The sequence below is a fragment of the Yersinia thracica genome, from assembly GCF_902170565.1.
Taxonomy (GTDB): domain Bacteria; phylum Pseudomonadota; class Gammaproteobacteria; order Enterobacterales; family Enterobacteriaceae; genus Yersinia; species Yersinia thracica.
Genome location: NZ_CABHXX010000132.1, coordinates 35,161 through 51,581 on the forward strand (window position 1 = coordinate 35,161; position 16,421 = coordinate 51,581).

A 16,421-nucleotide genomic window follows, 5' to 3' on the forward strand; every position below is an offset into this window, starting at 1 on the left:
ATTATGTCGAATAATACTTCCGGTACAGGTAAATCCCCTGTCCCAGTCAAAAAGCTGAGTATTGCTACACTGGCAATTATGAATATTGTCGCCGTCGTCAGCCTCCGGGGATTGCCCGCTGAAGCTGAATATGGCCTGAGTTCAATTTTCTATTATCTCTTTGCCGCAGTATTTTTCTTAATTCCTGTCTCACTGGTGGCGGCGGAATTAGCCACAGGTTGGCCGGAGAAAGGGGGGGTATTTCGCTGGGTTGGCGAAGCATTTGGTCCCCGGTTAGCCTTTCTCGCCATGTTTATGTTGTGGATTGAGGTAACAGTCTGGTTCCCTACCGCACTGACCTTTGCCGCAGTATCACTGGCCTTTATCGGCCCTGAACAACGATGGGACGAGGCCCTGTCTGCCAATAAATTCTTTGTCTTGGGAATAGTGCTATTTATTTATTGGCTCGCGACCTTTATTGCTTTTAAAGGTGTAGATACCTTCGCGAAAGTTTCAAAATGGGGCGGTGTTATTGGGACTATTATTCCTGCGATTATTTTGATTGTGTTGGGTTTCTCTTACCTCATTGGCGGCGGAGCTCCACAAATAGATTTAGCCTGGGATAAAGTAGTTCCTGACTTTTCCAACTTTGATAATGTGGTGCTGGCAGCCAGTATTTTCTTGTTCTACGCCGGTATGGAGATGAATGCCATTCATGTTAAAGATGTTGATAACCCTAATAGAAATTACCCCATAGCCATTATGTTGTCAGCTGTGGGCACGGTGCTTATTTTCGTATTAGGAACTTTAGCAATTGCCTTTATTATTCCACAATCTGAAATTAGCCTGACGCAAAGTCTGTTGGTGGCCTACGACGATATGTTCAAGTGGGCGCATTTGGAATGGTTGGGGCCAGTGGTGGCTTTTGCGTTGGCTATTGGGGTCTTGGCAGGAGTCGTGACTTGGGTTGCCGGCCCGTCCTCGGGTTTATTGGTGGTGGCGAAAGCGGGTTATTTGCCGCGCTGGTGGCAGCATACCAATAAGAATGGCATGGCGACCCATATTCTACTGTTACAAGCGCTGCTTGTTTCTTTGTTGGCGATACTGTTTGTGGTATTACCTTCGGTGCAGGCGGCATATCAGATAATGAGCCAGATGACGGTTATTTTGTACCTTATTATGTATATGCTGATGTTCAGTTCGGCTATTTATCTGCGCTACAGTCAGCCGAATCGCCCTCGGCCATATCATATTCCCGGTGGGGGGATGGGTATGTGGATCATTGGCGGCGCGGGGCTTATTGGCTCAATTCTAGCATTCGTATTTAGCTTTATTCCCCCTAGCCAAATCTCCGTGGGCAGCCCAACAGAATATGTCGGCATCCTGATCGCCTCTACATTGTTCTTTGTCGCATTGCCATTCTTGATTTATATCGTCCGCAAGCCTCATTGGCGTGATGCAAATAGTGATTTTGCACCATTTACCTGGCAAGCAGAAAATAGTCACCCGGGGATCCCGAGTACTTCGGCGATACATACTAATGATGTCACGGCGGCGGCAATTAAAACTCCTGTGACGGGCACGCCGAGAAGTTAATGTCCTTCCTCTCTGTATGCAGGGTGGCTGTGGCCCCCTGCTCAATAATATAAAGTGTTGGAGTCAATGCTATGACTATTAACCTGGCTCGCCTGAATCAAGTTATTAAAGATGCCCATTCGCAATATTCCGTACTCGCTGGTGGGGAGAATGCCAGCTATATTCCCTATCTGGCCAGTGTTCCCAGTCAGCTTGCCGGGCTAGCTATTGTCACTGTTGATGGCGATATTATTTCACAAGGCGATGCTGATTTTCGCTTTGCTTTAGAGTCTATTTCGAAAGTCTGTTCTCTTGCTTTGGCGCTAGAAGATATTGGCCCACAAGCCGTACAGGACAAAATAGGCGCAGATCCTACCGGTTTACCTTTTAACTCGGTGATTGCGTTGGAACTGCATAATGGTAAGCCATTGTCACCGCTGGTTAATGCGGGGGCGATGTCCACAGTGAGTGTCATTAAGGCCAGCAGTCGAGAAGATCGCTGGGCGCGTATTTTGGATATTCAACAGCAACTGGCGGGTGCGCCAATTGCACTTTCGGATGAAGTTAACCATTCAGAACAAACCACCAATTTTCACAATCGGGCTATTGCCTGGCTACTTTATTCAGCCGAGGCCATGTATTGCGACCCGATGGAAGCTTGTGACGTCTATACCCGCCAGTGTTCTACCTTATTTAGTACCATTGAACTGGCAACTATGGGAGCCACTTTCGCGGCGGGCGGCAGAAATCCTGTGACCCAAAAACAGGTGCTGACGGCCTCAAATATGCCCTTTATTTTGGCTGAAATGACCATGGAAGGGATGTATGGCAGCTCGGGTGATTGGGCTTATACCGTGGGGTTACCGGGGAAAAGTGGTGTTGGCGGCGGAATCTTGGCGGTCGTGCCGGGTGTCATGGGGATTGCCGCATTTTCGCCGCCCCTAGACCCGGTAGGGAATAGCGTCCGCGGCCAAAAAATGGTGGCGTCGGTAGCTCAACAGTTGGGATATAACTTATATAAAGGCTCGCTTTTGTAACGGCTCGCTTTTATAACGGATAGAGACCCTGCGGTGTGCAGGGCCAAATCAATCATCGCAATTAGCTTAAATCAATATTTTTATGACCGAAAAACCATGTCAGAATAAAGCCAGCAATATATGAGATCAGTAGACCGGCCACATAAACCAGCATCCCGGCAAAAATCCCTTGGGCTGAAGTCATCAGCGGAATAGAGACTAATCCTGATGGGCCAAATACAGTATTCAAGCCAACCGGCAGCCCCAACCAGGCAACCAAACCAATAAAGAAACCGCCGACCGCGCCGCCGACACAAGCAGTAATAAAAGGCTTCAGGCGCGGTAATGTCACACCATAAATAAGCGGCTCACCAATTCCCAATAACCCCGGGAAAATGGCCCCTTTAATTTGTGTACGCAGCACCGAACCTTTTGGCGAGCGGGCATAAAGTGCCAGCGCCGCGCCCACTTGGCCCGCACCGGCCATGGCCAGAATCGGGAATAATGAGTTAAATCCTTGCGCATCCATTAAGGCGAAATAAACCGGAACAAACCCTTGGTGGATACCAAACACCACTGCAATCAGGAATAACCCTGCCAGAATTGCGGTGCCGAACGGGTTACCATTCAAATGCATAAATAACCAGGACATGCCCTTAAACAGCTCGCCACCCAGCGGCATAATGACCACAAAAGTGATGGCACCGGTAATCAGCAAGGTTATTGATGATGTCAGGATCATATCCAGATTATCAGGGATGAAGCGGCGCACTTGCCGCTCAATCCATGCACCCAACATACAGGCCAGCAGGACACCGATGATATTGCCGCGAGGGTCAATCGCCAGACCAAAGAAGTTGTCCATGCCGCCGTAGTAGCCGACAGTGCCCTCCGGCACATAGCGCAAAATAAAGAGTGAAGCGATAATTGCGCCGTTGACCCCAGTCCCGCCAAAGGCTTTCTGTGTATTAAAGCCAATCAGAATGCTCAGGAAAGTAAACAAACCGATGCTGAATACTTTCATGTAGGCAATCAGTGCTGCCAACCACGGAGATTGAATCACGCCATCCAATGCCAGTGTTTGCTGGAGCAAGGTCGCTATTCCCAGCAATAATCCCGCTGCAATAAACCCCGGAATGAGTGGGGTAAAGATGGTGGCGAATTTGGTCAGAAAATTATGAACCGCGCTTTGTTGTTTCGCTTTCATTTGTTGCTTTTTCTGGCCGGCGAGCACCTGCAAATCAACATCATTATTATTTTCAGTAGGTTGCTGCGGTTCAGAACTCAGTATCTTGTTCATCATTTCGCTGGCTGTTTGGGCTTTGCCCGGCCCAAGAATGATCTGTAATTGGTCATCGCCATTCACCACCCCCATGACGCCGGGGATTTTTTTTAAGCTTTCATGTTGTATCAGTTGACGGTCTTTTAAAGTGAGACGGAGCCTCGTCATACAGTTTCCGCAGACGATGATATTCTGACGCCCACCAATGAAGAGTAAAATTTGATCTATCGTGGTGCCCGTTATTTTCGCCATGGTTATGCTTTAATCTCCTGTAGCGCTTTGCGAATAAATCCCTTATTTTTGTTGAGGATACCGGCTGCTTCCTCCGCAGACATACCACTCAGGATCATCATAATGGCTGTTTTACAATGGCGGTTACATTCATTGAGCGCCTCTTGTGCATCCTCGGGGGAGCATTCCGTCGCCTGAACAACAATATCGACCTGGCGCTGCACCAGTTTGGCATTTGTCGCCTCAACATCCACCATCAGGTTGCTATAAACTTTCCCACTACGGATCATCGCGCCGGTCGTCAGCATATTCAGAATTAACTTTTGTGCAGTTCCGGCTTTCATTCGTGATGACCCGGTGACAACTTCCGGGCCAACCAAAGGCTCAATGGCGATATCTGCTGCGTTCCCCATTTCGCTGTTTTGATTACAGGAAATGGCCACTACACTAGCCCCTACACGCCGCGCATAGGCCATGGCCCCCAGCACATAAGGTGTGCGGCCACTGGCTGCAATTCCCACTAACACATCGCGGGCATTAAAATTGAGATTACGCAAGTCTTGCTCACCCATTTCACGGCTATCTTCTGCATTTTCAACCGCTTGTAGAATGGCCGTGTTTCCGCCAGCAATCAGGCCAACCACCATTTCTCGTGGTGTCCCGTAAGTTGGCGGGCACTCACTAGCATCCAAAATCCCCAATCGCCCAGAAGTCCCCGCCCCACAATAAATCAATCTGCCGCCATGCACGAAAGCCTCTGCGATAAGAGAGACCGCTTGGGCGATTTCGGGCAGTTTTTCCTCCACGGCGAAGGGCACTTTTTTATCCTCATGATTGATAACCTTGAGTATCTCCAGTGTTGATAGCGTATCAATTTGAGAACTGGCGGGGTTTCGGCTTTCCGTAACCATTGAGCTTAGATTAATCTTCATGGGGACTTCCTTTTATTTAAATTATCGGCGATGTTAAGGAATTATTTATTTATTAAACGTGATGATTATCACGGTAAAATCTATTCTAATTACTGGGGTTATGAGGAATAAGTACAGATAAAATAGAACAAATAACTAAATTATCTTCATTACTTTTATGCAGTTACACCTGAGTCATAAAAGGTGCTTGCGCTGGAATAATCTATCGTCTTTAACGGGAACCTTTGATGTCGATTTTAAATGAAATAACTTGGTTACTACCTGAATTGGCTGAAAATCAGCAAAAAATAGCGAAATATATTCTTGATAACCCGGAATCCATACTGAGTATATCCTCCTCCCAATTCGCAGAAAATGCAGGTGTCAGCCAATCAGCCATTGTGAAATTTAGTCAGAAAATTGGCATGAAAGGCTTTCCAGCACTAAAAATCGCCATCAGTGAAGAATTAAGCAAGAATAATTTATTTAAATCTTACCCACATAAAGCTCTGCACAACTCTATTTCGTCAGAAGACTCACTGATGGTGATGGCGCAAAAGCTGGCACATGAGAAGACGGCATCGATTATGGAAACAACACGGAAAATTAATTTCTCCGTTTTTCAGCAAGTAGTCTCGCTCATTAATGCAGCTCAGCGAGTACAGATAGTGGGTATTTGGGGATCTGGGCTGACAGCAAAAGATCTGAGCTATAAATTGCAGAAAATAGGCATAATGACCCTGGTTGAAGCCGACCTCCATGTACAGATTGCCGCCGCACTCACTCTCACACCTAAAGATGTGCAAATTGTTCTTTCTTTTACTGGCAGAAGAAAAGACATGAAAATCGCAGCAACAGTCGCCAAAGCTCAGGGGGCAACTGTCATTGCCATTACTGGTAGTAAAGTATCTCCGTTGGCTAAAATTGCAGATTATGTCCTTGAAAGTATTTCAGATGAAAATGAATGGCGCAGCTCTTCAATTTCTTCCCGAACGGCCCAAAATACACTGACAGACCTCATCTTCCTGGCATTGATGCAGCAACGAAAAGAAATGGCCAAACCCTTGATTCTGAATGCGAGCATGACAATAAATAATCTGGATGATTAATGTACCAGTCTCTCAATTCATAAAACGTAAGGAGAGAACTAAAGTAATATATTTTAATTCTCTCCTTATCCAGTGTTATGGTTATTTTCCTATCTCGTCAGAAATATCCTACGTACCCAATTGGCCATTTTATTATTATAAATAGAGTAATTTTGTAATAAATATTCCTGATGGTGAAAAATTATTCCTGACTTTATCGCCTTATATAGTGGTATTTCTGAAATGAACTGTAGGAAAATAAATGCTATTATTCTACTTGAGGTAAAAAGTCGAATCAATCAACTGTGATAATTGTCACTTTATTATGTGCGCTAAAAAGTAAAATCGCTCGGCAAACATAACTAATGGAGGAGTTAATGAAAAAAACAATATGTGCGATTCTCTTATTTAGCACCTGTACCTATGCAGCGGTTATTCCAGACTCACAACTCAAAGAAATGTGGTTATCTCCTAAATTATCCACTGAAAAAATCATTGCTAAAATGAGCTTTGAAGAGAAATTAGGGCAAATATTGATGGTTGATATTCGTTCTTGGAGTCATACTGATAACAGTGATAAAACTGCATTTATTGAAATTAATGATACTGTCAGTAATATGATTCGCGATTATCATTTAGGTTCTATTATTCTTTTTCGTGAAAATTTGATTGATACGCCACAAACAGTAAAATTAATTAATAATCTTCAGAAAGCACGCAGTAATCTCCCTCTATTTATTAGCACCGATCAAGAAGGGGGTTATGTCACCCGTCTACAAGTCGGTACTGAAATGCCGGGTAATATGGCATTAGGCGCGACGGGATCATCCAAGTTTGCTCAGCAGGCTGGAAGTATACATGGTTATGAATTATCCAGCCTGGGTTTTAACTTTAACTTTGGTCCAGTAGTTGATGTTAATAATAACCAGAATAACCCTGTTATTGGCGTACGTTCTTATTCAGATGACCCGGTTCTGGTGGGAGAATTAGCTCGTAGTTATATCAGTGGTATCCACAAATACAATGTACTCACCTCACTCAAACATTTCCCAGGCCATGGCAATGTCACTTCGGATACGCATTTTGCCTTGCCGACTGTCAATATTGATAAAGCCGCCTGGCAGCAGGTCGAACTGAAACCCTTTGTCGAAGTCATGCCAGTGGCTGATGCCATTATGACTGCCCATGTCGTCGTGCCAGCCCTGGATAATTCAATGCTGACAAATATCAAGGGGGAAAAAGTGGGCACTCCAGCGACATTATCAAAGCCAATTCTAACTGATATATTACGCAATCAGCTCAAGTTTGGTGGCTTGATCCTAACAGATGCTATGGATATGGGCGCGATTACCAGTAATTTTGACAGTCATTGGTCTATCAAGCAGGCCATTATGGCTGGCAATGATATTATCTTAATGCCAATGGAAATTAAGAGCAGCGCCAGTATTGAGAAACTCAATGCACTTTATGATTATTTAAAAACCGAAGCTGCAAAAGATCCTGAGCTTAATCAACGTATTGAGAATGCAGCACTGCGGGTAATTTACACCAAACTGAATAAGCGTATTTCTTCGGAACCTCATGATGTTGCTATAGCAGAAAAGGTCGTCTCATCCAAAACTCATAAGGACATTGAGAATTTTATTTCTGAGCAGGCTATTACACTGATTAAGAATGATAATGTTCTGCCTTATCAGGTTAAGCCACAAAATAAGATAATGGTATTCTCTGACGAGAAACCACGCAATAAACTCATTACTAAGCATCTTGATGATATTGCTAATGAATTTCAGGTTAATTTTTCCGTTAACAGTAAAGTCATTAAGTTGGATAAAAACGATGTAACTGCTGAAGAAATAGCAAAGAAAATAAAAGATCAAAACTTTATTATTCTTGCGACTTACAATCTTAAACTTGATCCCATTAATGCGCAGCGGGTTATAGATGAAGCGAATAAAGCTAACATTCCTTTGGTCGTGATATCCAGCCGTAATCCTTACGATATTGCCTATTTGTCCAGAGTAAAGGCCAATATTGCTATTTATGGTATCACTGGGTTCGATGTGACCAATAATGTACGAAACAGTTTGGAAACTAATATTCGCAGTGGACTAAGAACATTGTTTCAGGGACCAAAAGGGAAATTAGATGTACTGGCCGAACCTCATGGTAAATTACCAGTAGATATCAAAACACCTGATAATAGCCAGATACTCTATCCACGTGGTTATGGACTAACGACGTTATAAAAATAGCGGAAGGTATAAATGAATATCTTAAAAGGATTTGTGGTTTTCAGCGCCCTAACACTGTGTATACCTGCATTAGCCGATGAATTTGAAACTGACTATGACCAAGAGATTCATAAATTAAATAAGCGAATACAACAAATAGAACTGGAAAAAAGAGAGGCCCAGGATAAATTAAAACAAAAAGCTTGGAACTTCGAAACTTATATAGGTGCAGAGCAAGAAATAGACAGTGATAAAAGTTGGAAATTTATTAAAGGTAGTATGGCAACCTCGCCTTATGTCGGAGCCTATATTTATCAAAATGACTCATTGTGGTTATATGATGTGCAGTTTTTAAAAACATATCTAGATAATAATCCCGAGTATGATCGTACACGTTGGCAGGCAGGAGTAACCAGAACTTTTCCTTTCACCTATGATGGTAAGAGCGGTAATACAAAATTGCGTTTAGGTTATCGTAATGATAATTGGCATTATCCTTCAATAAATAATCCGGCATTAGCTGACCTTGAATACAAAGGGGATGTTCGTAAAGGTGAAGAGCGGCATGAAATTTGGATCCGTCCGCAGGCGTATTATAAATATTCTGAGAATCTAAGTTTTAATGCCAGCTTCTCATTCCGCCTGATTGACCGTAAATTGGACTATGCTCGTGCCAAAGGAAAATATGGGGTATACAAACGAGATTGGAGCCAAATAAATGAGCATTTTGTCGGCGCAAATATCACCTTTAATCAGAAAAACTCACTCTGGTTAAACTATTTGTACATTGATGAGCAATTGGTCAATACGCTTTATAACAAAGAGCATTTCTTATGGGGCATTTATCGTCATAAGTTTGATAATGGTCTTCTGTTTATGCCTTATACGCGTCTGGCTCTGGTTAAAGGTACACAGAGTTTCCGTGATTCGAATAATCATGAAACGGTGTATAAAGAAAAGAATCGTAGCCGCTATGGTTTACAGGTGCTTTATCCAGTGACGAAGCAAACATCAATATTTGCCGATACCTATTATCGTCCAGAGAAAACCTGGACGAATAGCAACAAAACCAGTAACAATTTTTGGTTTTGGGCTGTGGAGCTAAGACATAATTTCTGATATTGATAATATATATCAGAACATTAATTTATTCATTGTGAGAGACAAAGGATGAGGTATTTCCTGAAAATATTACTATGTCTATGTTCATTATTTATTATCAGCACTGGCTATGCTAGCGCTACCCAAGAAATTATTTTAGGTGTTGATCGGGAAAATATTTATGGGCCACTGTTAAAAAATAAACGAGTGGGTTTAATGGTCAATCAAAGCTCGATTAACAAGGAAGGGCGTCATACCATCGACAAATTGTTATCTGAGCAAGATAAATTCCATTTTACCGTAAAAAAGTTATTCTCCGTTGAGCACGGTATTCGTGGGAATGCAGATGCCGGATTAGGGGATGATAATCACATTGATAAACAGAGCGGCCTTCCCATTATTTCTCTATATGGGAGGGATAAAGACGGGCGCGTGCGAGCACATCCTACTGAAGCGCAATTATCTGATGTTGATATCGTTATTTATGATTTACAGGATGTAGGTATCCGCTATTTTACCTATACCATTTCTATGCATCATATGTTGGAAAGTCTGCAAAAGTATCATAAACAATTTATGGTATTTGACCGGCCGAACCCGCTCGGAAATCATGTCTATGGGCCTATTCTTGAAGAAGAGAATATTTCTGGTATTGGCATGCATCCTATCCCGATGGTGCACGGGCTGACGTCTGGGGAGTTTGCCAGCATGATAATCAATGAGGGCTGGTTAACGCATTTCAATGATTCTAGTTGGCAGGCATTTGGTATTAAAGCTTATCAGTTTCCACCTGAGAATTTGACTGTTATCACCATGGGAAATTATACACATGATTCACCATATTCATTGCCAGTAAGGCCCTCACCAAATTTACGCAGTGATCTGGCGATTCAGCTTTATCCCTCTTTGGGATTATTTGAAGCAACCAGTGTCAATATGGGACGCGGTTCCGCCCATCCCTTTGAGCAATTAGGTTTCCCATCCCGGCGGTTTTATATTAACACCTGTTATCACGTCGATATTAACCAGCAGAAAACCGGGTGGCCGCAAGCGGGTAAAGAAGTGTGCGGCGAAAAATTTGCTGCCGCCAATATAGCCGACTTTAAGCCGACAATACGTTACTTTGTTGAATGGTGGTTCAAATTTAAAGAAGCGGGTTATTCGATGGTTATTTCTCCACAGATGGAGGCTAATTACCTGGATTATCAGGATGATTATTTTTTAATTCGCCCTCTTTGGCTAGCAAAATTAACGGGCACACGTCATCTGGTTAAGTTAATGGAAGAAGCCGGTGAGAAGAAATTGACTGTCGATGAGACTGTGAATTATCTGGAATCTCACTGGCAGCCCGACCTAGATAATTATCTGAAGTTACGCGAGAAATATAAAATATATCCTTAAATCCTATCATTCTTCTTTGACGTTTGAGGTGCCAGTGAAAGCGGCGCCTCTTTTTTGTGACTATTATCTTGGGTAGCGTAATCGCTCATTCAAATTTGGTGGCCCTGAGTGACACAGTTTAAACGAAGCCTGCGAAAGCAGTTTTTTCACCTCGATTAACCGATCACTAGAATACCCAGCGACATTTTAACTAGTAAAAAGGCCAGCTCGAGAGTTGGCTTAATATTCGTAGTACAGACTTTATACAGTAAAAATGATATAAATAGACCAACAGACAAAGGGAATATAAGCAGTAAAGAGACTATTTTCATATCAGTCTATTTTTGATAGAACTGCTTATAATAAAGGGAAGAGGGATATGTATAACTCAATAATCATTAGTAAAATGCAAGCCGACAATATTTTTGCTCTACGGCTTGAGCAGGCATTGCAAGGAGTTAAAAAACAGGTTTTGGAGCAGGCGAAACTTTTAGATATGGGGATAACCCGACTGAGCTTTTACGCATCGTGTTTTACCTCAAATTATCAAGATGTATGCGCCAGTCAGAAGCAAGAAGACATTCGTTTCATGGAAGCTCTGGTCCAGTTGTTAAAGCATAATGATATCATTCGTGAAATGGTCGCTATCTATATAGACCAGTTTTTAAAAGGTGTTAAAGAAGAGCGCATTCCCAAAATCCAAAGATTGCTCAGTAAAATGGGGGCTGATATTGCTTCCACATCAATGAGTAATCAGGCATTCAGCAGCGCTATAACTTCATCAGTCTATTACAGCGTGAGTATGAAGATATCAATAGACAACAAGCTGAATAAGATTTCTGCCATTGCAGTAACTGCTACGGGATTGTATGGGCATGTACAACAAGCTGCCAGTGCCGCCCAACGACTGAAAATGCGAAACATGCCTTATTATTTTGCGTTATATAGTCTGAAACTGGAAATGTTATATTTTCTTATAGAGCCTGTCATAAGCAGAAATGACCATGTTATTAGACCATTAATGGCAACGGATAGCGAAGTAGCCTTAGCAATCATGAGAATGATTCGTTAATGAAAAAGTTCTTCAAAGATTGGTTAGGAAGGCAGCTCCGATATTTTTTTACTGCCTATGTGCCAGTTATTTTTATCATTATTTTTGGCATGCTGGCAGTGTCATACTGGCCCGATTATGCTTGGGGTTCTACAGTTATCTTCGCTATTGCCGTTCTGGCTGTGACGTTCTGGCTTGTATAGTCAATAAATCATGTCAGGCAGGCCAGCGATACTCCAATGCCCCTTAGCATGATTATCCTGCTTTAGTCGCGTCAAAGCCCTCCTGTAGGTTTTAGCCTTGTGTATATTGATAACTTTCTAAATTCACCACGATTTCCGATTCTTCAACTTTTCACTTTAAAGCGTTCGACCATTGGCTACCTGCATCGCCATTCTATCGCCATTGCCATTTCAATCAACAAAAAAGCCAACTCGAAAGTTGGCTTAATGTGCTGATTTTAAAGCTAGAATTTGGTGGCCCCTACTGGACTTGAACCAGTGACCAAGCGATTATGAGTCGCGTGCTCTAACCAACTGAGCTAAGGGGCCAGACTTGGGCGCTGATTATACGGTAGTTTTTATCCTGCGGTCTAGAGCTGAAGAGTTAGATGGGTGTTTTCTGCGCAAATTTAAGGTTTTTTACGGACAGAGCAGAGAATGGTGCGCCGAAATGAGCTTGATAGTCTGAATTTTAAACTAAAAAAACCCCGGCATGCCGGGGTTTTTTGTGTGCTTGTCACTGCAACCGACGATTAATCGTCCAGGAAGCTGCGCAGCACTTCAGAGCGGCTTGGGTGACGCAGTTTACGCAGCGCCTTAGCTTCGATCTGACGGATACGTTCACGGGTGACGTCGAACTGTTTACCCACTTCTTCCAGAGTGTGGTCAGTGTTCATATCGATACCGAAACGCATACGCAGAACTTTCGCTTCACGCGCGGTCAGGCCCGCTAACACGTCGTGAGTGGCAGAGCGGAGACTCTCAGAGGTTGCAGAGTCCAGCGGCAGCTCCAGAGTGGTATCTTCAATGAAATCACCCAGATGTGAATCTTCATCATCACCGATTGGAGTTTCCATTGAGATTGGCTCTTTCGCAATCTTCAACACTTTGCGGATCTTGTCTTCCGGCATCAGCATGCGTTCAGCCAGCTCTTCCGGTGTTGGCTCTCGGCCCATCTCTTGCAGCATCTGGCGCGAAATACGGTTGAGTTTGTTAATAGTCTCAATCATATGCACCGGAATACGGATGGTACGCGCCTGGTCCGCGATAGAGCGGGTGATCGCCTGACGAATCCACCAAGTCGCATAAGTTGAGAACTTATAACCACGACGGTATTCGAATTTATCTACTGCTTTCATCAAACCGATGTTACCTTCCTGAATTAAATCAAGGAATTGCAGGCCACGGTTGGTGTATTTTTTCGCAATAGAGATAACCAGACGCAGGTTAGCCTCGACCATTTCTTTCTTGGCGCGACGTGCTTTCGCTTCACCGATAGACATACGGCGGTTGATATCTTTCACTTGCTCAATAGTCAGGCCGGTCTCTTCTTCGATCTGACGTAATTTCTGCAAGCTACGTTGGACATCGTCCGAAACATCTTTCAGTTTTTCAGACCATGGTTTGCCCATAGCCACTGCTGCTGCAAACCAGGTATCACTGGTTTCATTGCTGGCAAACAGGGTAACGAAGTTTTTCTTCGGCATTTTGCACTGTTCAACACACAGTTTCATGATGATACGTTCTTGAGTACGAACGCGGTCCATCATGGCACGCATGTTGTTGACCAGGTAGTCGAATTGCTTCGGTACCAGGCGGAACTGTTTGAACACTTCAGAAAGATTCAGAATCTCGGCAGCAGCACTGGCGTGGCTACGGCCATTTTTCTTGATTGCCATGCGTGTGTTTTCATACTGTTCACGCAATTCGCTGAATTTCTGGCGTGCCAGCTCTGGATCGATGCTGTTGTCGTCTTCTTCTTCTTCGTCTTCATCTTCTTTGTCGTCGTCGTCATCCCTCTCTTCAGTGGATAATTCAGAACCAACGTGAGTCGCCGTCGGCGCAATATCTTCTTCAGCATTGGGATCGACAAAACCGTTGATTAGGTCGGATAAACGGGCTTCACCCGCTTCGACGCGATCATATTGTTCCAACAGGTAAGTAATCGCTTCAGGGTATTCAGCAACAGAACACTGCACCTGATTGATACCGTCTTCAATACGTTTGGCGATATCAATCTCGCCTTCACGCGTCAATAGTTCAACGGTACCCATTTCGCGCATGTACATACGCACCGGGTCGGTAGTACGCCCGATTTCGGATTCAACACTGGACAACACCTGTGCAGCAGCTTCAGCCGCGTCATCGTCGGTATCAGTGGTGTTCTCGGCCAGCATTAAATCATCGGCATCAGGGGCTTCTTCCAGCACCTGTATGCCCATGTCATTAATCATCTGGATGATGTCTTCGATCTGATCGGAATCGACGATATCTTCCGGCAGATGGTCATTGACCTCAGCATAGGTCAGATAGCCTTGCTCCTTACCACGGGTGACAAGTAGCTTCAGCTGTGACTGCGGGTTTTGCTCCATAAGACGGTATCCACACTTCAGAGTATTTGGGTTGGTGTCGGTCGGCGAAACCGCCAACAATAGCATTTGGGGCTTTTTTTTGTCGCCGTGGCCCGCTATGACGGCATATTGTGGGGATTTTCCCCCACATTTATCGGCAATTAAGCCGTTAGGTGATTCATTTTTTTCTGGCTAACGCCAGATTCAAAGACCAAAGTTCTTTACGTTCTTCGGCGTTTAATCCATGTGTACGATCACGCGCTATGAGTGTTTCCTGACGTTGCTCCAATATGGAGTCATACAGGCTGGTTAGCGTGTCGACAAAAGTCTGTTCAACCATATCCTCAACAATCATGTGGTTCCATGTTGCGAGAGTTTCAAGCTGTTGGCTGAATTTATTATCACGATACAGTTCTAATAACTGCCCGGTTGTCAGCCCTGGTTGAGCCAAACAGGTTTCAACCAATTCTATAAATAACGGCAAACCCGCTAACTTAGCTTGCACTACGCCCTGTAATGATGGGATGAGTGTTGCGAGTTGCGGATTTTGAACCAGTAGCCCTATAAGTATACGCATGGTTGTGCGTTTTAGCTGGGGCGGCTGATAGCTATTTGTATTTCTGGCCTGACGAGGCATTAGCTTATCTAAGTTACCTTCGTCGATAATGCCTATTTTTTGACCCAGCTGATCACGCAGATAAAGCCATAGTGCTTCGCCAGGTACTTGACGAATTAAAGGAAGCGCTAGAGTGCTTAATTTGGCTCGCCCGTCTGGGCTGCTCAAATCCACTTGTGGCATCAATGTTTCAAACAAGAAAGTTGAGAGTGGCTGCGCCTCCTCCATCCGCTGTTCGAATGCATCTTTCCCTTCTTTTCGCACCAGAGTATCTGGGTCCTCACCATCAGGCAAAAACATAAAGCGTAGCTGACGCCCATCATTTAGATAGGGCAGCGCTGTTTCTAATGCACGCCAGGCCGCATCTCTACCTGCACGATCGCCGTCATAACAACAAATTACGTTATCTGTAGCGCGGAATAATAATTGAATATGTTCCGCGGTAGTCGCTGTGCCCAGTGAGGCAACGGCATAATCAATACCAAATTGCGCCAGCGCCACCACATCCATATAACCCTCAACCACGAGTAACCGTGTTGGGTTAGGATGGTTCACCTGCGCTTCATACAAGCCGTATAACTGGCGGCCCTTATGAAAAATTTCTGTTTCCGGGGAGTTGAGGTATTTCGGCACTCCATCACCCAGAATTCGCCCACCAAAGGCGATTACCCGCCCGCGTTTATCGCGGATAGGGAACATGACGCGCTCACGAAAACGATCGTAAGTCCGCCCTGTATCATTAGTCACCAGCATTCCGGCATCGTTCAGCGCGGTACGGCTTTCACCATCGCGGCCAAAACGTTTTAAAGCATTGTCCCAACCAGGGGGAGCAAAACCGATAGCGAAATGTTGGATAATTTCTTCACTCAAACCGCGACGTTTAAGGTATTCGCGTGCCTGATTGGCGGTTTGGCCCTTGAGTGACTGTTGATAGAAGGCGCTCAGGCTTTCCATCAGTTGATAAAGACTTTGTCGTTGATGACGTTCAATCTGGGTGGTGCCAGTTCCTGCCTCGTAAGGCACTTCCAGCCCATACATAGTGGCTAATTCTTCGATACTTTCGACAAACTCCAGTCTGTCGTAATTCATCAAGAAATCAACAGCATTACCATGCGCACCACAGCCGAAACAGTGATAAAACTGCTTTTCGCCGTTAACGGTGAATGAGGGTGTTTTCTCATGATGGAACGGACAGCACGCATGATAATTTTTGCCTTGTTTCTTCAACTTTACCCGAGCATCGATAAGATCGACGATGTCGGTGCGAGCCAGCAAGTCATTGATAAATACACGTGGAATTCGTCCGGCCATAAGCCCCTATTCGGTCAGTCCATAAACGAGAACAAGCCGCGCATTCCTTTCGGAAGGCACGGCCTTCGTATGCA

At 44.2% G+C, this 16,421-nt stretch carries 12 protein-coding genes and 1 tRNA gene; 8 read left to right on the forward strand and 5 right to left on the reverse strand.

Translation table 11 applies throughout. The annotated features are described in order from the left end of the window. Positions 1 to 3 precede the first annotated feature (3 nt). Together gadC and glsA are read left to right on the forward strand one after the other, a co-directional pair. Entirely contained in the window at positions 4 to 1,575 is a 1,572-nt protein-coding gene (gene gadC / locus FTA91_RS17765) for a putative glutamine/gamma-aminobutyrate antiporter GadC (protein WP_145583712.1), read from the forward strand. Positions 1,576 to 1,646: 71 nt separating this feature from the next. Next, entirely contained in the window at positions 1,647 to 2,591 is a 945-nt protein-coding gene (gene glsA, locus FTA91_RS17770) for a glutaminase A (protein ID WP_050112247.1), read from the forward strand. Positions 2,592 to 2,652: 61 nt separating this feature from the next. On the opposite strand, the gene murP is transcribed toward glsA, so the two are convergent. Further along, positions 2,653 to 4,104, reverse strand: a complete 1,452-nt coding sequence (gene murP, locus FTA91_RS17775) for a PTS N-acetylmuramic acid transporter subunit IIBC (RefSeq protein WP_050112248.1) — start codon at positions 4,102 to 4,104, stop codon at positions 2,653 to 2,655. Positions 4,105 to 4,106: 2 nt separating this feature from the next. After that, positions 4,107 to 5,015: an N-acetylmuramic acid 6-phosphate etherase gene (gene murQ, locus FTA91_RS17780; protein ID WP_145534051.1), complete on the reverse strand. Its 909-nt coding sequence runs from the start codon at positions 5,013 to 5,015 to the stop codon at positions 4,107 to 4,109. 227 nt (positions 5,016 to 5,242) lie between these two features. Here murQ and FTA91_RS17785 point away from each other — a divergent pair, with 227 nt between their 5' ends. The 6 genes from FTA91_RS17785 to FTA91_RS17810 all read left to right on the forward strand — a co-directional run bounded on the left by FTA91_RS17785 (position 5,243) and on the right by FTA91_RS17810 (position 12,051). Then, positions 5,243 to 6,103 carry an SIS domain-containing protein gene (locus FTA91_RS17785; RefSeq protein WP_050112250.1) on the forward strand — a complete coding sequence of 287 codons (861 nt, stop codon included), beginning with the start codon at positions 5,243 to 5,245 and terminating at the stop codon, positions 6,101 to 6,103. A 356-nt stretch (positions 6,104 to 6,459) separates the two neighbouring features. Beyond that, complete coding sequence (locus tag FTA91_RS17790) at positions 6,460 to 8,331, forward strand: glycoside hydrolase family 3 protein (protein ID WP_050112251.1); 1,872 nt, start codon at positions 6,460 to 6,462, stop codon at positions 8,329 to 8,331. Between the two features lie 18 nt (positions 8,332 to 8,349). Then, positions 8,350 to 9,435, forward strand: coding sequence for a hypothetical protein (locus FTA91_RS17795; protein WP_050112252.1), 1,086 nt, complete (start codon positions 8,350 to 8,352; stop codon positions 9,433 to 9,435). Positions 9,436 to 9,486: 51 nt separating this feature from the next. Beyond that, positions 9,487 to 10,818, forward strand: coding sequence for an exo-beta-N-acetylmuramidase NamZ family protein (locus tag FTA91_RS17800; protein WP_145583714.1), 1,332 nt, complete (start codon positions 9,487 to 9,489; stop codon positions 10,816 to 10,818). Between the two features lie 358 nt (positions 10,819 to 11,176). Next, positions 11,177 to 11,869 carry a hypothetical protein gene (locus tag FTA91_RS17805; protein ID WP_050112254.1) on the forward strand — a complete coding sequence of 231 codons (693 nt, stop codon included), beginning with the start codon at positions 11,177 to 11,179 and terminating at the stop codon, positions 11,867 to 11,869. After that, a complete protein-coding gene (locus FTA91_RS17810; RefSeq protein ID WP_050112255.1) occupies positions 11,869 to 12,051 on the forward strand; it encodes a hypothetical protein in 183 nt (60 codons plus the stop codon). Before FTA91_RS17805 ends, FTA91_RS17810 begins: the two co-directional genes overlap by 1 nt. 271 nt (positions 12,052 to 12,322) lie before the next feature. Here FTA91_RS17810 and FTA91_RS17815 read toward each other — a convergent pair. The 3 genes from FTA91_RS17815 to dnaG all read right to left on the reverse strand — a co-directional run bounded on the left by FTA91_RS17815 (position 12,323) and on the right by dnaG (position 16,347). Next, positions 12,323 to 12,399: transfer RNA gene (locus FTA91_RS17815), tRNA-Ile, on the reverse strand. A 203-nt stretch (positions 12,400 to 12,602) separates the two neighbouring features. Next, on the reverse strand, positions 12,603 to 14,441 hold the full coding sequence (rpoD, locus tag FTA91_RS17820; protein ID WP_050112256.1) for an RNA polymerase sigma factor RpoD: 1,839 nt from the start codon (positions 14,439 to 14,441) through the stop codon (positions 12,603 to 12,605). Between the two features lie 157 nt (positions 14,442 to 14,598). Then, entirely contained in the window at positions 14,599 to 16,347 is a 1,749-nt protein-coding gene (gene dnaG / locus FTA91_RS17825) for a DNA primase (protein WP_145583716.1), read from the reverse strand. Between the last annotated feature and the right edge of the window lie 74 nt (positions 16,348 to 16,421).